Annotated in this window: 16 protein-coding genes and 1 pseudogene; 7 read left to right on the plus strand and 10 right to left on the minus strand. The window is 38.9% G+C overall.

Annotation, left to right across the window (positions count from 1 at the left end):
• Nucleotides 1-6 precede the first annotated feature (6 nt).
• Nucleotides 7-1,257 (minus strand): lanthanide ABC transporter ABC transporter substrate-binding protein PedA1, encoded by a 1,251-nt coding sequence (locus tag A3Q33_RS01065; RefSeq protein ID WP_231295755.1) that lies wholly within the window; start codon nt 1,255-1,257, stop codon nt 7-9.
• Between the two features lie 309 nt (nt 1,258-1,566).
• Here A3Q33_RS01065 and pedF point away from each other — a divergent pair, with 309 nt between their 5' ends.
• From pedF to A3Q33_RS01100, 7 genes are all read left to right on the plus strand, one after another.
• Nucleotides 1,567-2,007: a cytochrome c-550 PedF gene (gene pedF / locus A3Q33_RS01070; RefSeq protein ID WP_081178107.1), complete on the plus strand. Its 441-nt coding sequence runs from the start codon at nt 1,567-1,569 to the stop codon at nt 2,005-2,007.
• A complete protein-coding gene (locus tag A3Q33_RS01075) occupies nt 1,994-2,884 on the plus strand; it encodes a substrate-binding periplasmic protein (RefSeq protein ID WP_081178109.1) in 891 nt (296 codons plus the stop codon). Before pedF ends, A3Q33_RS01075 begins: the two co-directional genes overlap by 14 nt.
• A 283-nt stretch (nt 2,885-3,167) precedes the next feature.
• Nucleotides 3,168-4,931, plus strand: coding sequence for a PQQ-dependent methanol/ethanol family dehydrogenase (locus A3Q33_RS01080; protein WP_081178111.1), 1,764 nt, complete (start codon nt 3,168-3,170; stop codon nt 4,929-4,931).
• Nucleotides 4,932-5,238: 307 nt separating this feature from the next.
• On the plus strand, nt 5,239-6,759 hold the full coding sequence (gene exaC, locus A3Q33_RS01085; protein WP_081178113.1) for an acetaldehyde dehydrogenase ExaC: 1,521 nt from the start codon (nt 5,239-5,241) through the stop codon (nt 6,757-6,759).
• A gap of 159 nt (nt 6,760-6,918) precedes the next feature.
• On the plus strand, nt 6,919-9,000 hold the full coding sequence (locus A3Q33_RS01090) for a 4Fe-4S binding protein (RefSeq protein WP_502687236.1): 2,082 nt from the start codon (nt 6,919-6,921) through the stop codon (nt 8,998-9,000).
• A gap of 39 nt (nt 9,001-9,039) precedes the next feature.
• Nucleotides 9,040-10,188: a nitric oxide-sensing protein NosP gene (nosP, locus tag A3Q33_RS01095; RefSeq protein WP_081178115.1), complete on the plus strand. Its 1,149-nt coding sequence runs from the start codon at nt 9,040-9,042 to the stop codon at nt 10,186-10,188.
• Nucleotides 10,181-12,745, plus strand: a complete 2,565-nt coding sequence (locus tag A3Q33_RS01100; protein ID WP_081178117.1) for a hybrid sensor histidine kinase/response regulator — start codon at nt 10,181-10,183, stop codon at nt 12,743-12,745. The genes nosP and A3Q33_RS01100 overlap by 8 nt, the downstream gene beginning before the upstream one ends.
• Nucleotides 12,746-13,094: 349 nt before the next feature.
• Here A3Q33_RS01100 and A3Q33_RS01105 read toward each other — a convergent pair whose 3' ends face one another.
• From A3Q33_RS01105 to A3Q33_RS01145, 9 genes and pseudogenes are all read right to left on the minus strand, one after another.
• Nucleotides 13,095-13,631 (minus strand): CHRD domain-containing protein, encoded by a 537-nt coding sequence (locus A3Q33_RS01105; RefSeq protein WP_081178119.1) that lies wholly within the window; start codon nt 13,629-13,631, stop codon nt 13,095-13,097.
• Between the two features lie 289 nt (nt 13,632-13,920).
• Nucleotides 13,921-15,672, minus strand: a complete 1,752-nt coding sequence (locus A3Q33_RS01110; protein ID WP_081178121.1) for an insulinase family protein — start codon at nt 15,670-15,672, stop codon at nt 13,921-13,923.
• A complete protein-coding gene (pqqE, locus tag A3Q33_RS01115; protein ID WP_081182150.1) occupies nt 15,669-16,823 on the minus strand; it encodes a pyrroloquinoline quinone biosynthesis protein PqqE in 1,155 nt (384 codons plus the stop codon). Before pqqE ends, A3Q33_RS01110 begins: the two co-directional genes overlap by 4 nt.
• Nucleotides 16,824-16,914: 91 nt before the next feature.
• Complete coding sequence (pqqD, locus tag A3Q33_RS01120) at nt 16,915-17,199, minus strand: pyrroloquinoline quinone biosynthesis peptide chaperone PqqD (RefSeq protein ID WP_081178123.1); 285 nt, start codon at nt 17,197-17,199, stop codon at nt 16,915-16,917.
• A pseudogene (gene pqqC, locus A3Q33_RS01125) lies at nt 17,196-17,962 on the minus strand (pyrroloquinoline-quinone synthase PqqC). The gene pqqD and the pseudogene pqqC overlap by 4 nt, the downstream one beginning before the upstream one ends.
• 24 nt (nt 17,963-17,986) lie before the next feature.
• Nucleotides 17,987-18,904, minus strand: coding sequence for a pyrroloquinoline quinone biosynthesis protein PqqB (pqqB, locus tag A3Q33_RS01130; RefSeq protein WP_081178125.1), 918 nt, complete (start codon nt 18,902-18,904; stop codon nt 17,987-17,989).
• A gap of 113 nt (nt 18,905-19,017) precedes the next feature.
• Entirely contained in the window at nt 19,018-19,089 is a 72-nt protein-coding gene (pqqA, locus tag A3Q33_RS21015; RefSeq protein ID WP_081182153.1) for a pyrroloquinoline quinone precursor peptide PqqA, read from the minus strand.
• A 209-nt stretch (nt 19,090-19,298) separates the two neighbouring features.
• A complete protein-coding gene (pip, locus tag A3Q33_RS01140) occupies nt 19,299-20,276 on the minus strand; it encodes a prolyl aminopeptidase (RefSeq protein ID WP_081178127.1) in 978 nt (325 codons plus the stop codon).
• 137 nt (nt 20,277-20,413) lie between these two features.
• The gene (locus A3Q33_RS01145; protein WP_081178129.1) at nt 20,414-21,265 is read right to left on the minus strand and encodes a phosphate/phosphite/phosphonate ABC transporter substrate-binding protein; all 852 of its coding nucleotides are present in this window, start codon (nt 21,263-21,265) and stop codon (nt 20,414-20,416) included.
• Nucleotides 21,266-21,850 lie beyond the last annotated feature (585 nt).

Here is a 21,850-nt window from a genome sequence, read left to right on the forward strand (position 1 = left end):
TGAGCCTTATTTACAGAGAGATTCTTGAGCATCAAAGCCAAGCGTATCAAGTTCGGTTATCGGGTGAAGCATGCCAGGCTGAGGTGATTGCGACACCAAAGCATGTGGATGCACCAAAGCCAGTGGCATTCTTAATTGTTTATTCCAAGCGCGAAAACTAAGCTTGCGGCCTTTGTATGCGGCTAATTCAAATTTATCTGAGCTAATAAAGTCTTGAAGTTTTTTACTATCGTTTGAATGCAACTTATGTACTGACTGGGCAATACTGCGCACGGCTAAATAACCTGCAAAGTCCATTTCATTCATCGTTCTATCAGCTAATTCTGTAAAACGATTTTGCAATTGCGTTGCGCCCCACTGTTCAATTGCGCCATGCCAAGCTAAAGCTTCTAAGCCAGCGGAGCCTATAACTGGGCGAGGTAAATAAGTATTAAAAGGTAAAAACTCGGCAAAGTTTTTATGCATATCAGCGACATAAACTACGTCATAATCTCGCACGGTTTGGGTAAACAGCGGTATTTCTTGCTGGGTACTGCGCCTAAGATCAGTATTAAAATCCCATTGTTTTTCATCTATAAATTTTAAACCGAAACGTTTTGCTGAGCGTTTAAATGACGTTGCTAAATTAATATCTTCCGCTTCACTGCCATGTACCAATAAAACCTTGTTCATACGACGATATAATAACCACTGCGCCAGCGCGTCAGATTTCATGGCATGACTTGGAATAGTATGAAATACCTTGGCTAAACACTGACTCGAGCGCAGCTCATCAGCCGATTCGCTAACATTAAATAACAATACTGGCTTGTTTTTAGCCCATAGGTCGACCTTAACTAATGTTACGAATGGTGCATCAAGAATAAAAATACGTCGCCCTTGCTGATACTCGCTGTTTAAATATTTTAAAAAATCGTTGCTCTTCGCTGTACTAAAGTGGCTTAACGTAAAGTGTTGTTGTAAAAATTCCCCTGTGGTGTTTGAGTCATTAATAGCCAATTTAGCGCCCATAAAACCGCTATCTTTCGGTGTATTAAAAATATTCAGCGCATTGGTTGGTCGTTGTTGATCTAACTTAACATAGCTAATATCAAGCGTAATAAGCTGAGATTGTTGTGCCAGTGCAGTTAAACAAAACAACGACAAGCCGACAGCAAACAGGTGTTTTTTAGCACTTATATTGACCATCGCTGACATAGAATGGGTAAATACAAACACGGTAAATGTAACAACAATAAACATAGCGAACTCAAACATTAGCAAAGTCCTAAGACTATATAGTAGTCAAAATAGTAGTCAAAAAGCGGTCAAATCGAATTATCAATGCTTAGCATATAGAAAAACCTCATAAACTTAAAATTAGAAGTACCAGTCAAAAAACACAGTAAAACATTGATACTTAATGTTATTACTCCAAAATTCACTTTGAGTAGCCAATAAACTCATACTAAAGGAGGAGGCCTAACGCGCTAAAGTATAATTCTTGAACATAGCTCACATCCTTATGATGAGGCTATCAAAATAAAACTCCACGAATAATTTACGTAGAAAACGAGGTACTAAGCAATGATAAAACTTAATTCAGGCCGCAATTATTTAATTGCATTAATATTAATTTGTTCATTCGGCCTAGCGGCTCATGGCCCAGTAACACCGCAATCAATTGACACCTCAACACTGCCCGCTTTAGGCGAAGAATGGAGTGAAACCAACCCATATCGCGAATCAGAAGGTGACACTCGCGAAGAAATTTTACGTGTTGGCGCATCGGCGTATAACCAAAATTGTGCACGTTGTCATGGCTTAGAGGGTATCTCAGGTGGTATTGCTCCTGACTTACGTGAACTCGCAAGCGATTATGACGGTGATGAATGGTATGTGTATCGTGTACAAAACGGCGCAGTTCGCAACGGTGCGGTTTATATGCCAAAAATGACAGAACATTTAAATCAAGAAGCACTTTGGTCAATTCGTACTTGGTTAGAGTCAGTCAGTGAAAAAGAATAATTTCACCGCGTTAATTTTTTGGCTAAGTTGTTGTGGCATATTTTGCACAACAACTTTTGCGCGCTCGTATGATGACATTATCGAAAGTAATGAAATTACGGTTGCTGTTTATCGAGACTTTACCCCCTTCTCATATCAAGTAAATGGCGAAGCTAAAGGTATTGATATAGAGGTAGCAAAGCATATTGCCAAAAAATTAGGTGTCGAACTTCGCTTTAGGTGGGTAACCGCTGATGAAAATGTAGAAGGAGATTTACGTAATAACCTCTGGAAAGGACATTTCCTTAAACGCACGGTTGCCGACTTAATGCTACGCGTTCCCTACGATAAAAAATATTCTCAACTGCGTGATGACATTGGTGAATTGGTGCATGAACAAGTACATATGTTTGCGCCGTATCATACAGAGTCATGGAAAATAGTCTTCAATACTAAAAAAATTGAAGATGTAACCACTATGGCTATTTTTCAGTATCACGACATTGGCGTAGAAGTAGACTCCATTCCACAATTTTACCTTATCTCCGCTTTTAATGGCCGAATGAGCAAAAGAGCAAAACAGTTTAATTCATTGCCATTAGCGATATCAGCCATGCATGAACAACAGGTTGATGCGGTCATGGGTCTGAGAAGTCAAGTTAGTCATTACCAGCATCAGCTAGCCTCACCTGACTACCAGTTAGCCAATAATGCCTTTCCCAATATTGGTAAGCAACAATGGGATATCGGTATGGCCGTAAAAAGTGACTATAGACAATTAGGTTACGCCATAGCTGACATTGTCGAGGCAATGATTAGCGATAGCACAATGAAACAAATATTTGAAGATTACCATGCTATTTATCAACTCCCTGCGTTTTACTCGGTTGCAGAATAGTCAGTTGCTGAATAGCCGTTTGTAGAACAGTCAGTTACTGAGGGTCGATTGCAGAGCGTGGTTGCTGAGCGTCGGTTAAATAATCATCCCTTTAGTCATACTAAGTGATGAAAAAAATTCTACCGCTGAGTGATAGTCAGCAAAAAACCGAGCCTTTAACATGGCTATAGCCTGTAAAAATGTTTCGATTCAAATAACCAACATCTGAATCTAGCCCAGTTTAGCAGGAAGGTAAGTAGACAAAAATATCGTTAAGCATATTTAAACCCAAGAGGAAATAACAATGATAACAGCAGGTAAAAATAAAATATTGTCATTATCCATTGCCATGTCTTTAACGTTAACTGGCCTAGCAAATGCTGGTGTAACCGAAAAAGATATTGCCAATGATCAAATGACAACTAATGACGTAGTGACCTACGGACTTGGCCTAAAGGGTCAGCGTTACAGTCCACTTGATAAAATAAATACCGAAACAGTTAAGCAAATGCACCCGGTTTGGTCTTTTTCATTGGGCGGCGAAAAACAGCGTGGTCAAGAATCTCAGCCTATGGTTAAAGACGGCGTTATGTATATTACCGGTTCATACTCTCGTGTGTATGCTATCGACGTAAATACCGGTGACGAGCTTTGGCAATATGATGCAAGATTACCTGATGGCATTATGCCGTGTTGTGATGTTATAAACCGTGGTGTGGCATTATTCGATGACCTAGTTATTTTTGGTACGCTTGATGCAAAACTTGTTGCGCTGCATAAAGACACCGGTAAAGTTGTTTGGAAAAAGAAAGTAGAAGACTATAAAGCCGGTTACTCAATTACCGCAGCCCCTATTATTGTTAAAGGTAAAGTCATCACAGGTGTTGCCGGTGGTGAATTTGGCGTAGTTGGTAAAGTAAGAGCTTACGATGCTATCAATGGTAAATTAGTATGGGAACGCCCAACAGTTGAAGGCCATATGGGCTACATCTGGAAAAACGGCAAAAAAATGGAGAATGGTATTTCAGGTGGTAAACCTGGACAAACTTGGCCAGCAGAGCTTTGGAAATCAGGTGGCGCCGCGCCTTGGCTAGGTGGTACTTATGATGCTGACGTTGATCTTCTGTTTTTTGGTACTGGTAACCCTTCCCCATGGAACTCACATCTGCGCCCAGGCGATAACCTTTTCTCATCTTCACGTTTAGCTATCGACCCAGATACGGGTAAAATTGTATGGCACTTTCAAACAACGCCACATGACGGTTGGGATTTTGATGGTGTAAACGAGCTTATTTCATTCGATTACAAAGAAAAAGGTAAAACCATTAAAGCAGCAGCAACAGCTGACAGAAACGGCTTTTTCTACGTACTTAATCGTGAAAATGGTGACTTTATTCGTGGTTTCCCATTTGTAGACAAAATCACCTGGGCTTCAGGTCTTACTGATAAAGGTCGCCCAATTTATGTTGATAGCAACAGACCTAGCGATCCAAGAGAATCAAAAGATGGCAATAAAGGTAGTACAGTTGTTTCGGCCCCTGCATTCTTAGGTGCTAAAAACTGGATGCCAATGGCTTACAGTCAAGACACTGAATTATTCTATGTGCCTTCAAACGAATGGCAAATGGATATTTGGAATGAACCTGTCGCTTATAAAAAAGGCGCGGCATACTTAGGTGCTGGTTTTACCATTAAAGCCATTAATAAAGACTACATTGGTGTATTAAAAGCCATTGACCCTAAAACAGGTGAGGTAATTTGGCGCTACAACAACTATTCACCATTATGGGGTGGTGTATTAGCTACTGCGGGTAACTTAGTATTTACTGGCACGCCAGAGGGCTATTTACTTGGTCTTAATGCTAAAACAGGTGAAGTTAAATATAAATTTAATACTGGCTCAGGCATTGTCGGTTCACCTATTACTTGGGAAATGGGCGGCGAGCAATACCTGTCAGTTCTCTCTGGCTGGGGTGGCGCAGTACCATTATGGGGCGGTGACGTTGCAGAGCGTATTAAGCACTTCAACCAAGGTGGCAGTGTATGGACATTTAAACTACCTAAATAGTTGAATACTGAACTGTTATTGCTGTTCTACACACCTATGTGAGAACAGCATAGCGCACAACCTAAACATAAAAGCTTTTGAATTTTTCAAAAGCTTTTTTTATTGCCTAAATTAGTTTACAGCCCTATAAAAATCGACTAACTCGTCCCAAAGTATGATGTTTTTAAAGCCTATGGGTAATAGTTTCACTTGCTTGCACCGCACTACTATAGATACACGAACAAAACGTTTTAGTAATAACTAGAGCAAACATAAATAGGGCCATGGAAAGAGTATTACTCTGGCTGGTCTCGACACGAGGTGATATATGATCTATTCAAACCCAGGCAGTGAAGGTTCTGTTGTTTCTTTTAAACCTAAATATGAAAATTTTATCAATGGTCAGTGGGTAGCTCCTGTTAAGGGAAATTATTTTACCAACACTACACCTGTTACTGGTGAAGTTATTTGTGAAATTCCTCGTTCAAGCAGCGAAGATATTGAATTAGCACTTGACGCAGCTCATGGCGCTAAAGAAGCTTGGGGCAAAACATCAGTTCAAGACCGCTCTAGAGTCTTACTGAAAATTGCTGACCGTATTGAAGAAAACCTTGAAAAAATTGCCGTTGCTGAAACATGGGATAACGGCAAGCCAGTGCGCGAAACTCTTGCCGCTGATATTCCATTATGTGCTGATCACTTTCGCTACTTTGCCGGTTGTATTCGTTCACAAGAAGGTTCACTTTCACAAATAGATAACGACACAGTTGCTTATCATTTTCATGAACCAATTGGTGTTGTCGGTCAAATTATTCCTTGGAACTTCCCAATACTAATGGCGGCATGGAAACTTGCCCCTGCACTTGCTGCTGGTAACTGTGTAATTTTAAAACCTGCTGAGCAAACACCTGTCAGTATTTTAGTATTAATGGAAATTATTGCTGACTTACTACCACCGGGCGTTTTAAACATAGTCAATGGTTTTGGTAAAGAAGCCGGTGAAGCACTAGCTACAAGCACACGTATTGGTAAAATAGCATTTACTGGCTCTACAGCTATTGGTGGACACATTCTTAAATGTGCTGCTGAAAACCTAATTCCTTCAACGGTAGAGCTAGGTGGTAAATCACCAAACATTTTCTTTAAAGACATTACACAATTTGAAGACGACTATTTAGATAAATGTGCGGAAGGCTTTGTTTTAGGCTTCTTCAACCAAGGTGAAGTTTGTACTTGTCCGTCTCGTGCCTTAATTCAAGAAGATATTTTCGACGAATTTATGGAAAAAGTTATTGCTAAAGCCAATAAAATTATTCGTGGTAACCCATTAGATACTGAAACTATGGTCGGTGCTCAAGCCTCTCAAGAACAGTTTGAGAAGATCATGAGTTATTTAACTATCGGTAAAGATGAAGGTGCTGAGCTTTTAACCGGTGGTCATAAAGAAAGCTTAGGTGACTCTTTAGAAACAGGTTTTTACATTCAACCGACCATTCTAAAAGGTCATAACAAAATGCGCATCTTCCAAGAAGAAATTTTTGGACCGGTTGTCGCTGTAACTACCTTTAAAGATGAAGCCGAAGCACTAGCCATAGCCAACGATTCAGTTTACGGTTTAGGCGCTGGTTTATGGACACGTGACGCTAACCTTGCACACCGCATGGGTCGAGGTATTCAAGCGGGTCGAGTATGGACTAACTGTTACCATTTATACCCAGCTCACGCAGCATTTGGTGGCTATAAAAAATCAGGTATCGGTCGTGAAAACCATAAAATGATGCTTGATCATTACCAGCAAACTAAAAACTTATTAGTAAGCTATAGCACAAGTCCTTTAGGTTTCTTTTAACCTAACCCTCAATGTGTATAAGGGTGCCTTTCTTTAACGAGATTGGCACTTTTTTATTCAGCGAATACTGATCAGTTTGTAACGATTTATGGGGGTGTTAGCATGCATTTACAAATACTCAACTTCCTAATAACAAGGGTGATTTTCATTCTTGTTTTTATGCTTGCACCCTCTTTTTATTCTTTTTCTTTTTCTCCTGTTGAGGCTCAAAATACCACCTCAATTTCTGCCAATATTGCCGAAATTTTCCCCAGTGCTACACGTTTAGGTCCTGTTGATAAAAAAATTGCCGTAACGCCGGTTTATCAGTTAGGCGATTTACTCGGTTATGTTTTTGAATCAGACGACTTTACTAATTTCATTGGTTTTTCAGGACAAACCATCAATATTCTCATTGGTATTGACACTCAAGGCGTTATTACCGGATTAAAAATATTAAATCATCATGAACCGATATTTTTGCACGGCTTAGGCGAGCCCCCATTATTCAATTTTGTTAATCAGTATCAAAACCATTCAGTTAAAGAGCGTTTTATTATTAATGCGCGCGATAAATCGTCAAAAGATGCTACGTATTTCGATGGCATTACCCGCGCTACCATTTCAGTATTAGTCGTTAACGACACCATAATTGCTTCTGCACTTAAAGTGGCACGAGAAAAGTTATCGGGCTTTGTTGCACCTTCTAATTTCGTGGTTAATCCCGACTTTTTTGAAAAACTAAGTTTTGAGCAACTAATTAAGAAAAAATATATACAGCGCTGGCAATTAACTCGCGACCAAGCACTCGCTCTAACCCAAAACGAATCAAACACACTCACCAATACCATAAAAAAATTAAGCGATGATACCAACGACTTTATCGATTTATATTTCGGGTTTGCAAACATCCCTATTGTGGGTAAAAACTTATTAGGCGAAACAGAATACCAACGCTTACTCGAAAGTTTAATCCCCGGTGAACATGCCTTAATGGTATTAAATCGTGGTAACTATGCTTTTGTTAGTGAAGAGTTTATTCCACAAACCGTTCCTAGTCGTTTAAGCGCAACGCAAGCATCACTGCCGGTTGATATGCGCGATGTCGACTTTTATAGCTATTTCAATCCTAGGTTTGCAATTGAAATACCCGACTATAATGAAATTAAAGTGTTCCGCATTAAGTCTCAATCTGGCTTTGAACTGAACAAAGAGTTAACCCTGTCGTTAGCTGTTACCTACAACCAATCATTTTTATCTAAAAACCAGCACAACTTTAACTTCGCGAGTACATTGCCTGAAGCGTTGTTTCTTGATAAAACCCCTTTAGTTCAGCCTGAAAAAGCGCAACCATTATGGCTAAAACTTTGGCTACAACGTAGCACTGAAATTATCATACTTTGCATATATCTTATCGCCTTAACACTAATTTTTATTAAGCAAGAAACGTTGGCGAAAAATGAAAAGTTAACCCACCAAGTACGCTTTATCTCCTTGCTATTTGTTATCGGCTTTATCGGCTTTTATTCCCAAGGCCAGTTATCTGTTGTCAACATTTACACCTTGTTATTGTCAATCAAACAAGGCTTTAACATTGAAGTATTTTTGCTTGATCCGGTAATATTTATTTTATGGGTTTTTGTCTTTATTACGCTGTTTTTATGGGGCCGAGGTTTGTTTTGTGGTTGGTTATGCCCTTTTGGTGCACTACAAGAAATAATGACTTTGATAGCCACTAAGCTAAAAATAAAACAAATTAAAATTAAGCCTCAACACCATAAAGCGGGGCAAAAAGTAAAATATGTATTGCTGGTATTATTAGTCGCTTGTTCTTTTTACTCACTAACACTAGCAGAACAATTAGCTGAAATAGAGCCTTTTAAAACCAGCATAACACTTAATTTTGTGCGCTATTGGCCGTTTGTTTTGTATGCTGTTTTACTGCTACTTTTGAGCTTAAAAATTCATAAATTTTATTGCCGTTATTTGTGCCCGTTAGGCGCAGGGTTAGCTATTATTGGTCGATATCCCATATTTAAATGGTTAAGACGTCGTGATGAATGTGGCTCACCTTGTCAGCTTTGTCGTAATAAAAAATGTGGTATAGACGCCATTAAACCCACAGGTGCAATTGACTACAGTGAATGTATTCAATGTTTAGAATGTGTTGTAGTTATTGAAAGTCCTAAGCTATGCGTAGTTAATAAATATGCAAATAAAACAAAGCCTTCACCGATAAAGGTATTGAACTGTAACCAGTAAACGATATGATGGGTATCTACAGAATGATGAGCCAAATGTATGCATGAAATAAAAACAATTACGGCAGTTAGTAAAGCTACCGACCCTGCCATTGCAAGCCAAGAGCTTTATCAACAATTAAATAAAGCTAACATCAGTTTCGTGCTGTTTTATTGTTCTTCAACTTATTCGCTATACACCCTAGCACAAAATATGGAGCGCACCTTTACCGATATCGATATTGTTGGCTGTACTACCGCGGGCGAAGTCACGAACCAAGGTTACGAGCAGCATTCTATAGTCGCTATTGGTTTTTCTAGCCAATACTTTGCAATTTGCGCTACATTGATTGAGTCGATGGAAAAGTTCGACACGATTACTGCCCAGTCAACCATTAATGAGTTAGTAGAAAACTGCCAATCTAAAGAATTAACAGAGATAAAAAACAACAGTTTCTTACTCACTTTACTCGATGGTCTTTCTTCTAGCGAAGAACAGTTTTTAGTCACCCTAAACTCTGCAGCCAGAGCCATTCCTCACTTTGGTGGCTCTGCAGGCGACGATATAAATTTAACTAAAACCCATGTTTATTATCATGGCAATTTTTATCGAAATGCTGCCATTGTTATTATGGTTAACACCATTTTGCCATTTGAAGTTTTTACCTGTCATCACATAAAGCGCCCAATAGAAAAACTCGTGGTTACCGATGCTGACGCGGCCAACAGAACGGTGTACGAATTAAACGCCGAGCCCGCAGCATTAGAGTATGCAAAATTACTTAATGTTGACCTAAAAGATTTAAGCCCAGAAGTATTTTCGCTTAACCCATTAGCCGTTAAAGTGGGTGGTGACTACTATATTCGCTCTATTCAAAAAGTGAATGAAACCGACTTAAGCCTAACGTTTTACTGCGCAGTAGATGTTGGCATTGTGCTAACAGCAGTAGAAATGGGTGACATATTTTCCCCGGTAACAGACAAACTCGGTGAAATTTCAAAACGTTATGGTGCCCCTGAATTAGTACTTACCTGTGATTGCTTTTTAAGACGATTAGAAATCGAGCAAAAAGGCCTAGAAGCACGTGTAAAAACCTTAAATGCGCAATACAACATTGTTGGTTTTAATACCTATGGCGAGCACACTAATGGCATTCACTTAAATCAGACTTTTACCGGCGTTTATATCGCTGGAGGCTTAGATGAGTGAACAAGCATTAAAAGACGAACTAGCAGAATTAAAACATCAAAATTCCAAGTTAAAAAAAATTAACAATGCCTTAATGCAACGTGTTGAAGACAGTGGCGAAAACCAATATGCGCCCTACACTGCCTTCGAACATTCGGTTCATTTAGCCGAACAAGTGAGAGAAAAAACCCAGACATTAAATGAAACTCTGGCAAAACTTGAATCGACCAATCGCGCGCTTAAACAGGCAAGTGATAAAGCGAACCTATTTAAACAGCGTTTTATTGATGCCATTGAAAGCATTTCAGAAGCCTTTGTTTTACTCGATGGCGATGGCAGAATTATTCTTCAAAACAGTAATTTCGCCAGTTTTTGGAGCGACTCTGGCTTACCAATTGTTGAAGGCGCGAACCTTAAAGACTTAAAAGAGTTAGCAAAAACTCGCGGTATTATTCGCCGAGCATCACCAGGTGATAATTTTGCCAGCCCAGTTTATCAACTGTCAGATGATCGATGGTTTCAATTAAACGAGCATCGCACCAGCGAAGGCGGCTGGGTAATGCTTTATACCGATATAACCGCCATAAAAAATGCCGAAAGTGCCCGTTACGAGCGCGGTATGGCGCAAAAGTCGCTGTTACTACAAAACTTAATTGATAACCTTTCGCAAGGTGTTGTGTTGATCAGCAGCCAAAACAAAATTGAAGTGTGGAACATGCGATTTGCTCAAATAAGCCAGTTGTCGCCTAACCTTTTGCGCTCTATGCCCAATACCGCCAACGTGCAAAATTTAACCGAGCTTGATCTAGCGCCCAAATCTAGCACCGATAATTATTATTACACTCAAACGCTGATGAACGGCACGGTATTAGAAATACGCGATCATCGACTGAATAACGGCAAAATAATTAAAACTTACAGCGATATTACTGAACGCCATCGTTATGCAGAATCATTAAGAAAAAGTGAAAGTTGGCTGCGATTAATTACCGATAACGTGCCCGCTATGATCGCCTACATAGGTGAAGATCTAAAATATCAGTTTACTAATCAGGTGTATGTTGATTGGTACGGTTTGCCACAAGGCGGACTTAATGGTTTGGAATTAGAACAAAGTCGTGTGCATTCAAATTTCACCGAATTAAAGTCTTATGTTAATCGCGCCTTAAAAGGTGAAAGTGTCAGCTTTTCAATGGAAGAAAAAAACAAAAAAGGTGAGCCCTGCTATCTTTTAAAATCTTATGTACCTAATCGCGACAGTAAGGGGCATGTTCTTGGGTTTTTCGTGCTTATTCGCGACATTACCGCACGAAGAAAAGATGCCCTAGCGCTACAAAAAGCGCATGACGAACTTGAAGTAAGAGTGCAAGAAAGAACCGAGCAGTTACAAGGGTTAAACGACAAACTTATTGTAGAAGTAGCAGAGCGAAGCCAAGCACAAAGTAACTTACATAAAGCCAAAAGCGAAGCCGAGTTTGCCAACAGTACCAAAACTAAATTTTTAGCCGCGGTAAGCCATGATTTACTGCAACCATTAAATGCCGCACAGCTATTTACCAGCTCATTGATGGAAAAAACGTTAGAAACCCATACCAAAAAATTACTGGGCTCTGTGTCTAATTCATTGGACGATTTAGAGAATTTAATTTGCACATTGGTAGATATTTCTAAACTAGATGCGGGTGTTGTAAAAGCCGATAAAAGCTCATTTAAATTGTCAGAATTACTCAATAACCTCGCCAGTGAATACCAACAAACCAGTGACCAATTCAATGTAAAATTAGGCTATGTAAGTAGCGATTTAGTGGTAAATTCTGACAGTGTATTATTAGCGCGCATACTACGTAACTTTCTTTCTAACGCTTTTAGATATGCAGGCAATGGCAAGGTATTACTGGGTTGTAGACGACAAGGTGACCATGTATCAATTGAAGTATGGGACAACGGTATGGGTATCGCCCAAGACCAACTTCAAGAAATTTTCAAAGAGTTTAAACGCCTTAAATCTTCTCAATCAGCATTTAGAAATGGCCTAGGTTTAGGACTTGCCATTGTGGATAAAATTTCAAAAGTATTAGAGCAACCTATTATGGTTAGCTCTACCTTAGGAAAAGGCTCGGTATTTTCGGTAAAAGTGCCATTAGGCAGAATAAGCGAGTTACCTCAGTCCATTGACCCACAAAATTTCATCATGGACAACACAGTTTTAGCTAAACGTAAAATTTGGATTGTCGATAACGATGCCACCGTATGTGAAGGTATGGCTGAACTATTAGGTGGCTGGGACTTTATAGTAACCACCGCAACAAGCCTTAAGCATTTACAGCAACAAGTTGATATTGCAGCTGATCATGCGGATATATTAATTGTTGATTACCATCTTGATGACGGCGTAAATGGTTTAGACGTTGCTAATGAAATTAATAACTTACGCGATGATGTACTACCGGTCATTATGATCACAGCCAACTACAGTAAAGAGTTAAAGAACGAGGTAAAAGCCAACGATGTTTTATTGCTAAACAAGCCAGTTAAACCGATGAAGTTAAAAACGTCGATGCTTTACTTATTAAAATAATAGCTAATTGAAATAATAGCTATTTGAAGTGATAGTTTATTAAAGGTAATGGCTTGTTGAAGTAATAGCTTGTTGAAGTAATAGCTTGTTGAAGTAATAGCTTGTTGAAGTATTAGCTTGTTGAAGTAATGATCTATTGAAATAGGGACATGTTGAAGTATTAGCTGTTGAAATAACCATTTTTGATTAATTAAATGCCAAAAATTATGGCTAAGGGTATTACTAATTAATCCCCTTAGCCAATCAGCATTGCCTAATAAGCTACTTCCATGCAGCGATAATGATTAAATAACGCCGTAGTCGGCTATTTTAAGCAATAAAAATGTAAAGATAACGTGTAAGGTCCCTATTAAAGTTTAGAGTGTTTTTTACGAGAAAAGAATATACCAATCATCGAAAGTAGCAAGAGAGACATTGTTGCAGGTGCAGGTACACTAGCTACTTGCCCTCGGATTACTTGACCTCGAATTTCACCACCGCCAAACTGGGCTGTATGGATATTGATGTACCATAATCCAGCTAGTAGATCTGTTGCTTGAACTGCACTAATCAGAGCGCTGCCAGATGTTGGATTAATAGTATGATCTATAAATACTTGAACTCCTGAATTTTGGTTTAGTAAAGCTGGACCATGAAAGTGTGCAGCTAAAGCATTACTAATTAGCCCAGACCAGCTTATATCCCAAGAAAACTCATTACTCACGTCATCAAAGAGCATGTTTGCGATACCAGAACCCAAACTTCCAGTACCAATCCCAGCATTAGCTTGCGCGCCGTTAAGGTCAGCAGTTAGTATAATAAGAGAAGCTTGGCTGGACGATGAAATTGTGGCTATCCCAAAGGTAAATGCACAAAGCAGTAGGCGAAGATTTCTTGTAATTTTCATAATAATTCTCTTTTAAAAAGTAAGGGCAAAATTATTACTGCATAAGGAAATAGCCCGTTAGCCTCCAAAATGGCATTAAATATTATCAGTGATAAAAAGCATATTTTATGCCAATTTTATTAATGCATACTTATTAATAAGTTAAAAAAAGAGTAGCGTTCTTAACTTAGTAACTGTAAATAAACTTGACAGTTACCAGCAGAAATATAAATTAAACAAGCATTCCCACCATTAATAAAGTTCAACACATTGCTTAGCTAAGCCCTATTGTTTTGATTGGCATAGTATATTATTCAGAGTCTGAATAATCAGTGAGAGCTTTCAAGTAGTTCGATATATCTTCTGCGGTTAAATGCTCAACTTTACTGCAGTTTATTTGCTGAACTCGGCAGTATTTTGTTTTAGCTAGCGCTAGGCTAGCGTTAATAAAGTGCTTATCTTGGCTTAAACTCAATAAGCACTTTGGTATTTCTTTTAATCGTGCATCAGGGTCAACATCGAAAGCACTATAAATAGCGAAATAAGCCGAATTTTCAATTATTAACGCTTGCGTTGCATAACAAAAACCTTGGCAACGACGTGCTAAAAACGCTGGGTAGGCGCTAACGATATAGCTGGTAATATTGGCGATGACTTGTTCAGTGGCGATAATTTTTGTTAGCCATAAGACGTTGTTTTGATCACACACCCTAGCCGCCTGAACGCTCTGCTGTTTACTAACCCGCTCTTTACTAACCCGTGCATGGTCACTTAGTTCAGCTTTGGATAACTGCTCAGAAGTTAGCTGAGCTTTTGCTTGTTCGCAAAGCTTGCTGAACAATTTTGGTAGTAACGTCTGTTTGGCAGTTGTTGCTATTGCCTCACTATTTATATCAGCTGTTCGTGCGTTATTAGCCGTTTTTACAAACTTTTTAGATAATAATGCTAAAGGCGCAATTAAGCCGCATTTAAGTGTATCTGCTAGCGCCGCAGTATTATTTTTTAATATATTTGCATTGCTTGCATTGTTTGCATTGCTTGAACAGTTAACTTCTGTGTAGCTAGTTATGTTTTGATGCTTAGATGCTTGCAAACTAACATGGTAGGCATTAATCAGTGCGTTTATTGCTGGAGAATACTTTGCTTGATGTTGAACAGTTTCATCATTGTTAGCCGCTTCATTTATCTCAGGTTTACGCTCAGGTTTATTCTCGACCTTTAATGCTGGTTCTTGCTTAGGTGGTTCTTGCTTAGGTGGTTCTTGCTTAGTTGACGCTTGCTGTTTTTGCCCTTGATTCGTTAGCTTTTGGTTAGTTTGCTTTTTGTTAGTTGGCTTTTTTGTAGTTGGCACAGGTAAGAGCGAAATTAACGCTGAAATTTTTTCAACATCGGCATTAGCGGTAACTAAAGTCATATTACTTGCTTGATAAAAGCGTTGATGAAAAGCCGTTAAATCATTTAGGGTTAAGTTGCCAATAGTGCTGCTAACGCCACCATAGTTAAACTCTTCTTTTGTCTCGCTGCTTGCACTTATAACAGCACTTTCAACCGTACTTTTAGCCCTATTTTTAACCGCACTTTTTACATCGGTTTTAACATCAACTTCTGTTGCACTTTGTATTTCACTTTCTTTATCGGCTTGCTCTATGCCAATAAGTTCTCGATAGATAACACCTTTTTCATGCCCGTCATAAACTTCACAGCCTAAATCATCTTTATCGAATACTGGCGAAAACAAACCATTTAATAAATATTGAATACTTAAATCAAAGGTATCAAGACACTGGCTTTGGCAATGAAAATAAGTGCTTTGTGCAAACGTTGAGGCATTAATTTTTGCATCGGTGAGTGCGGTTAGTTGAAATAACGTTTCAGGCTGAGGAAAAGCAAAGCTGCGACGAAAAACACTATGTTCAACGCCATGCGCAACCCCGCTATTATCAAATATAGGGGTGTTAACAACAAACAATGCGCTAAAGCCCTCACTATTGACAATATTGACATGTTTTAAACCATTTTCATGGCGATATACTTTGTCTATCAACGGTGCAGCTAAGCTCATATTTTCACAGTAACAATGTTTAACTCAGCATTTTTAGCATGTTTCATTGCCGTACTTTGGTTAATGCGCTCAACAATAGCTTTAGAGGGCTTAGTTGCCTCTGCTATTGCCTGCTGAATTAAATGGTGATCTTCAGACTTACTGCAAACCGGGTCGGTTTTGTGCATATCGCCCGTCATCATAAAGGCCTGACAACGACAGCCGCCGAAGTCTTTTTCTTTCTCATCACAACCTTTGCAAGGCTGTGGCATCCAGTCGTCGCCACGAAAGTATTCAAATGAGAAGTCTTGCTGCCATATATCGGCAATCGACTTGTCTTTAACGTTGGGGAAAGTCAGTGGTAACATTTTTGCGCTATGACAAGGCAGCGCTGAACCATCAGGCGTAACCGTTAAAAAAGTAGTGCCCCAGCCATTCATGCAGGCTTTTGGACGGGTTTCAAAGTAGTCAGGCGTAACAAAAATAAAATGCGGCCCTTTACCTTGTTGTTTATCTCTAAATTCGTTAACAATACGCTCAGCTTCAACCAATTCGGCTTGCGTAGGGAGTAAATGATCACGGTTTTGATACGCCCAACCGTAATATTGCGCAGTGGCTAACTCAACATAATCAGCCTCTAACTCACAACTTAAACGCATAACTTCAGCAATTTGACTGATATTTTGTTTTGAAATAACAAAGTTAAGCACCATAGGATAACCTTGCGCTTTAACCGATTTAGCCATTTTAAATTTTTGCTTGTAGGCGTTACCTTTACCGGCAATAGCATCGTTAACTTCTGGGTCAGCCCCCTGAAAACTTATTTGAATATGGTCTAAGCCCGCTACTTTTAACTTCGCAATGCGTTTTTCAGTTAAGCCAATACCCGAGGTAATTAAGTTCGTATAAAAACCTAAATCTCTAGAATGTTTTACCAATACTTCTAAGTCTTTTCGTATTAGCGGTTCGCCACCTGAAAAACCTAGCTGCACCGCGCCCATGTCTCGGGCCTCGGTAAATACTTGGCACCATTGCTCGGTGGTTAGCTCATCTTTGGTTTCAGTTAACTGTGTGGGATTTGAACAATAAGGGCAATGTAATGGGCAGTCGTAAGTTAACTCGGCAAGCAACCATAGTGGTGGGCCAACTGTTGAAACGCTTTCAGTTAGCATTTCGCTTGAATTTTCACTTGAATTTGCACCCTGATTTTCGCTTATATTTACACTAGGAGTTTCGCCTACTGAATCAGATGTAGCGGTTTGATCATTCATAATATAGCCACTTTTTTTCAATCGCTGTACTAATAAACTCATTCACATCAGCGGATAAGTCGCCAGCATCAGGGAATTTGTCATTCAGGGTATCAGTAATTTCTTTAACGCTTTTTTTACCGTCAACTAGCTGCATAATCTCGCCAGCACCAGCGTTAAGTTTAACCATACCTTCAGGAAACAATAGCACAAAACAGTTTTGTGCTTTTTCCCACTGAAAACGAAACATGGTATTAAGTACGGGGACTTTGTTAGATGCTAATGCTGCTGTACTCACTTAAATATCCCCTTGTGGTAAATAGGATTGGCTATCGCTTCTTCACCTAAAATGGCTTGATAAGGCGCCTTGCCTTGCTGGTAAGCTAATGAAATTGAATCTAACATGCTCCAAAGAATATCGAGTTTAAATTGTAATATATTCAATGCCTCTTCTTGTTGGGCGCGACTAGTAAAGTGGTCTAAAGTTATTTGCAAACCATGATTAACATCACGACGCGCTTGCGACAAACGCATTTGAAAATAACTTAAGCCCTCAGGCTTTATCCACGGATAATTTGACGGCCAAGAATCAAGTCGGCTTTGGTGTATTTCAGGAGCAAACATTTCCGTTAATGACGAACATGCCGCTTGTTGCCAGTTAGCTCTGCGAGCAAAATTAACATAGGCGTCAACCGCAAAACGCACACCAGGCAGCACAAACTTTTCATCTAATAAATCTTGTCGATTTAAACCTACGGCTTCACCTAAACGCAACCAGGCTTCAATACCCCTAAGTTATCATCACCAACACTACCATCGTGATCAATAATACGTTGTATCCATAACCGCCGAGTTTCTATATCACGGCAATTGGCCATAATGGCTGCGTCTTTTATCGATATATTCGCTTGATAATAAAAACGATTAGCAACCCAGCCTCGTATTTCTTCTTTACTGCACTCGCCCTTATGCATGGCAATATGGAATGGATGATGAATATGGTAAAGCTGACCTTTATCTTTTAATTTTTTTTCAAACTGTGCTTTGGTCCAATCATGCATAAAAATGGATCCTATAAAGTAAGGTTAAATCGTTATTTCCATGCCATCGGTGGCAATTTCAACACCATTGTCTAAAACAAATTTATGCTGAGCAGATTCTTCATTCAAAATCGGGTTAGTGTTATTAATGTGAATAAGAATTTTTCGCTCTATCGGAAACTTATTCAATAGTGCAACAGTACCAAATTCACCATTTACCGGCATATGTCCCATTTCTGAGCCCAATTTTTTACCAACACCTAGCGCAATCATTTCATCATCTAGCCATAATGTGCCATCGATAAGCACGCAACTCGCTTTAGACAATATTTGCTCTACTTCAGCATTACTTTCAACAATACCGGGTAAATAAAATAAATATTTACCGCTGGTTTTATCAATAATCTTTAAGCCAATATTATTACCGTCGACAACTTTATCGCGATAGCGGGAATATGGCGGCGCGTTCGATTCAATAATCACCGGTTCAAATACTATATCTTCGACCCCCTTAACACTAAATGGTGGCCGTTTTTCGGTATCTATCGCATTAAAATTTAGTCCGCCATGCCAGTGTTCTAACAAATTAAACAATGGAAAAACGGTAGATAAATCTTCATAGACTACATCACTGCAATAAACTTCCAGTGGCAGTCCTTCGCGCAAGGTTAACAACCCAGTGGTGTGATCTATTTGGCTGTCGGTTAAAATTGCCGCACGAATGTTAGTACCACGACTGCCCTGCTCAGGCCAAAGTTGTGGTGATTGATTAATTTGTTGACGAATATCAGGAGATGCGTTGATCAACACCCAATCTTTGCCATTAGGGCTGACAGCGATTGACGATTGTGTACGCGCAGTAGCTTTAATACTGCCGTCACGTAAACCTTTACAGTTAGCGCAGTGACAATTCCATTGTGGAAATCCGCCACCTGCAGCTGAGCCTAGCACTAAAATTTGCATATGTGCCTCGAAATAAAACAAGTGGGAAGAGAGAAGTAACCGGTGATAATTAATTACCTCAGTTATTCATCAAATAGAGATAACTGAAGTAATTTATTAATGATGTAAAATAATTAACGATTATTGATGTAAAGAGTAACTTCAAATCCTAAACGCATTTCTTCAAAATTAGGCTTAATCCACATAATTTATTCCTCTTTGGTTGATGAAATTTAACTGTAACATTGCTTACCCAGTTACTGTATTTAATTTTCATTTAATAAAAAATCATACTTTAGATGGAAAAGTATAGGCGCATGTAGGGATAAAGGTAACGTGAGCAAAAAAATGGCTTTAAAAGTACTGTTTTATTGCTTAGCTCAACAAATATAAAGCATGCAACACTAACCATTATTTACTTTCGTTTTGCAAAATTATCAGTGGTTTTTACTAGCGCCGCAATAATTTTAGGCTCACTGGCAACATGCCCCGCCATTTCAATAATTGACAGTTGTGCTTCAGGCCAACGTTGCTTTAATAACCATGCTTGCTCAACGGGGCACACCATATCATTACGGCCATGTATTATTGTTGTTGGAATATGTCGAACTTTATCTACATGTTCAAGTATCGGGGTATGCTCAATAAAGCATTGATTCATTGAATAATAAAGCTGAATAATGGCCGGTACTTTGTCATCTTCGGTGGCTGAAACTTCATCTGGAGTAAGCCATTTTTGCCAATAAACTAGGTTAGCTTCCCAGTGTTGTATTTTATTTAGCATAGCGTTTGATACTTGGCTATTATCACTTAAAAGCTGTTGATATATGGCCGATAGCGGCTGAGCTTGTTGCGAAACAGGTAAGTGCTCAACTAAGTGTTGCCAAGCATCAGGATAAATTTTAGCTGCGCCCTTTTCACGATAAAACCAATCAATATCTTGTTGACGAGCCAGAAATACCCCGCGTAATATTAAGCCAGTTACCCTTTCAGCAAATTTTTGCGCATAGCATAAAGCTAAGGTAGCTCCCCAAGAGCCGCCAAACACTAACCATTTGTCGATAGCCAAGTGCTGACGAATTAATTCGATATCTTCAACAAGATGCGCTGTAGTATTTTCGGCTAACAAACCTTGAGGACGAGAGCGCCCACAACCGCGCTGATCAAACAAAATAATATGGTATAAAGCAGGATCAAAAAAACATCGATGCGAAGGCCGACACCCTGAACCCGGGCCACCATGCAAAAACACCACAGGAATACCTGCCGGATTTCCACATTGCTCAACATAAAGTTGATGTGTTTGTGTTGCATCTTCATTGGTTATTGCTGCATTAGCAACGCTGAGAAAGTAATGCTTAAAAGGCTCAATGGCAGGATAGAGTGATAACATTTATTAGACCTACGGTTCGCTACTGCTGAATGTTAAATAAACTGAGTAATTAATTTAACACAATGAATTTAAAACAATAAACTTAGCACAAAGTAGCTCACACAACGAACACAAAGAACTTAGCACAACGAAACTTATTAATGCTGTCCAAGCATCAACTGAATATTTAAACTACGCACATCATCCCAATCTTCATCTTCTGCCGCGGTAAAACCTTTCATAAGCAAAGGAGTAAGCAATTCACTACCCTTTTCAGACTTCGCAACCGCTAAAAAACCAGCAAGTAATTTTTCACGAATATCATTATTTACCCGCGGATGCGTAGCAATAGCATGTGGTGTATACCCTTGAGATGTCCAAATCACTTTTAATTGTTTACTAAAATAATCTGGTAAGGCATTAAAAGTACGCATAATGCCGCCACCTGCGACAAAGCGGCCCGCAACTATATTGCGATACACTTCGTCATGAGAGTTAACGTATTCACTTTTAAAACTAATATGCTGTTGTGCCAGGTTGGCCTTAGGAATAAGTGTTGCAGCAAAAGATGCAGGCGCCGGAAAAGCAATAGTTTGTGCAGACAAGTCTTCCAGTTTATCAATGCTACTATTTTTAATAGCGACAATAATGCCCTGAATTTTCTTATCTTGCTCGTGCACCAGCGCTTTAAAACCGACTTGCTTACTTAAAACAACGTAATGATAAGGGTTCATATAAGCAATATCATAATGCCCTTGGGCTAATCGCTTTTCAAAAGTTGGAATATCTGGCGCAGTAGAAAATTGCAGCTCAATGCCTGCTTGTTCACTAACAAATTTAAGCAGAGGTAACCACTTGCGAGCCAATTTAGACGGAGATTGCTGAGGAACCACACCAAAAACTAAATGCTTATTTTGTTCAACTTGCTTAGTATCAGCTGCATATACGTTGGTCGAGACAATAAAACACGCAATATAAGCTACTACTACGAATTGACTAAATGCTTTCATCAGTTACCTTTATTATGTTTTGTTTGGACTGAACGTAAGAGCTTTAAATTTTGATTTTAATTTAAAAAATTACGCCTGTTCAAACTAAGCAGCTGATCCTTGCCTTTATCAGTGAGACTTTCAGGGATTGTAAAACATTTTGATACAATTAAATATCACTGACTTATATCATTGTGTTTTGGTAATGGGTTTATTTTGATTATTTAGTTTTTTGGTTGGGATTTATAAGTTATTACGTTAGTAATTTACAGCAATAACAAACCACAACATGAGGATTTATTTTCTCTTTTTGGTATACAGTTTCGACGGTTGCATTGCTTAGCTCTGAATAAATTATTAACACATTTTTTATATGTACTCTAACCTATATTATAGGTGTTAGGCATCAATTAAGCCTATGGAATTTCAGCGACATTCATACCAAAGCATTATGATATAGATCAACTACAATAAACCTAATTGCTACACTCTTGCAATCGTTAACCGTCCATCACCCCATAGGTTAATAAACCGTTTAAGATACTCTTTATATAGAGAAGTCCGGCATAACAGCAATAATTATATACTAATAAACATAACGATAAT

The organism is Colwellia sp. PAMC 21821, from assembly GCF_002077175.1.
GTDB lineage: Bacteria > Pseudomonadota > Gammaproteobacteria > Enterobacterales > Alteromonadaceae > Cognaticolwellia.

Coding starts and splice junctions, on each gene's coding strand:
- A3Q33_RS01065 (WP_231295755.1), bottom strand. CDS start 1,257: ATGTTTGAGTTCGCTATGTTTATTGTTGTTACATTTACCGTGTTTGTA.
- pedF (WP_081178107.1), top strand. CDS start 1,567: ATGATAAAACTTAATTCAGGCCGCAATTATTTAATTGCATTAATATTA.
- A3Q33_RS01080 (WP_081178111.1), top strand. CDS start 3,168: ATGATAACAGCAGGTAAAAATAAAATATTGTCATTATCCATTGCCATG.
- exaC (WP_081178113.1), top strand. CDS start 5,239: ATGATCTATTCAAACCCAGGCAGTGAAGGTTCTGTTGTTTCTTTTAAA.
- A3Q33_RS01090 (WP_502687236.1), top strand. CDS start 6,919: ATGCTTGCACCCTCTTTTTATTCTTTTTCTTTTTCTCCTGTTGAGGCT.
- nosP (WP_081178115.1), top strand. CDS start 9,040: ATGCATGAAATAAAAACAATTACGGCAGTTAGTAAAGCTACCGACCCT.
- A3Q33_RS01100 (WP_081178117.1), top strand. CDS start 10,181: ATGAGTGAACAAGCATTAAAAGACGAACTAGCAGAATTAAAACATCAA.
- A3Q33_RS01105 (WP_081178119.1), bottom strand. CDS start 13,631: ATGAAAATTACAAGAAATCTTCGCCTACTGCTTTGTGCATTTACCTTT.
- A3Q33_RS01110 (WP_081178121.1), bottom strand. CDS start 15,672: ATGAGCTTAGCTGCACCGTTGATAGACAAAGTATATCGCCATGAAAAT.
- pqqE (WP_081182150.1), bottom strand. CDS start 16,823: ATGCTAACTGAAAGCGTTTCAACAGTTGGCCCACCACTATGGTTGCTT.
- pqqB (WP_081178125.1), bottom strand. CDS start 18,904: ATGCAAATTTTAGTGCTAGGCTCAGCTGCAGGTGGCGGATTTCCACAA.
- pip (WP_081178127.1), bottom strand. CDS start 20,276: ATGTTATCACTCTATCCTGCCATTGAGCCTTTTAAGCATTACTTTCTC.
- A3Q33_RS01145 (WP_081178129.1), bottom strand. CDS start 21,265: ATGAAAGCATTTAGTCAATTCGTAGTAGTAGCTTATATTGCGTGTTTT.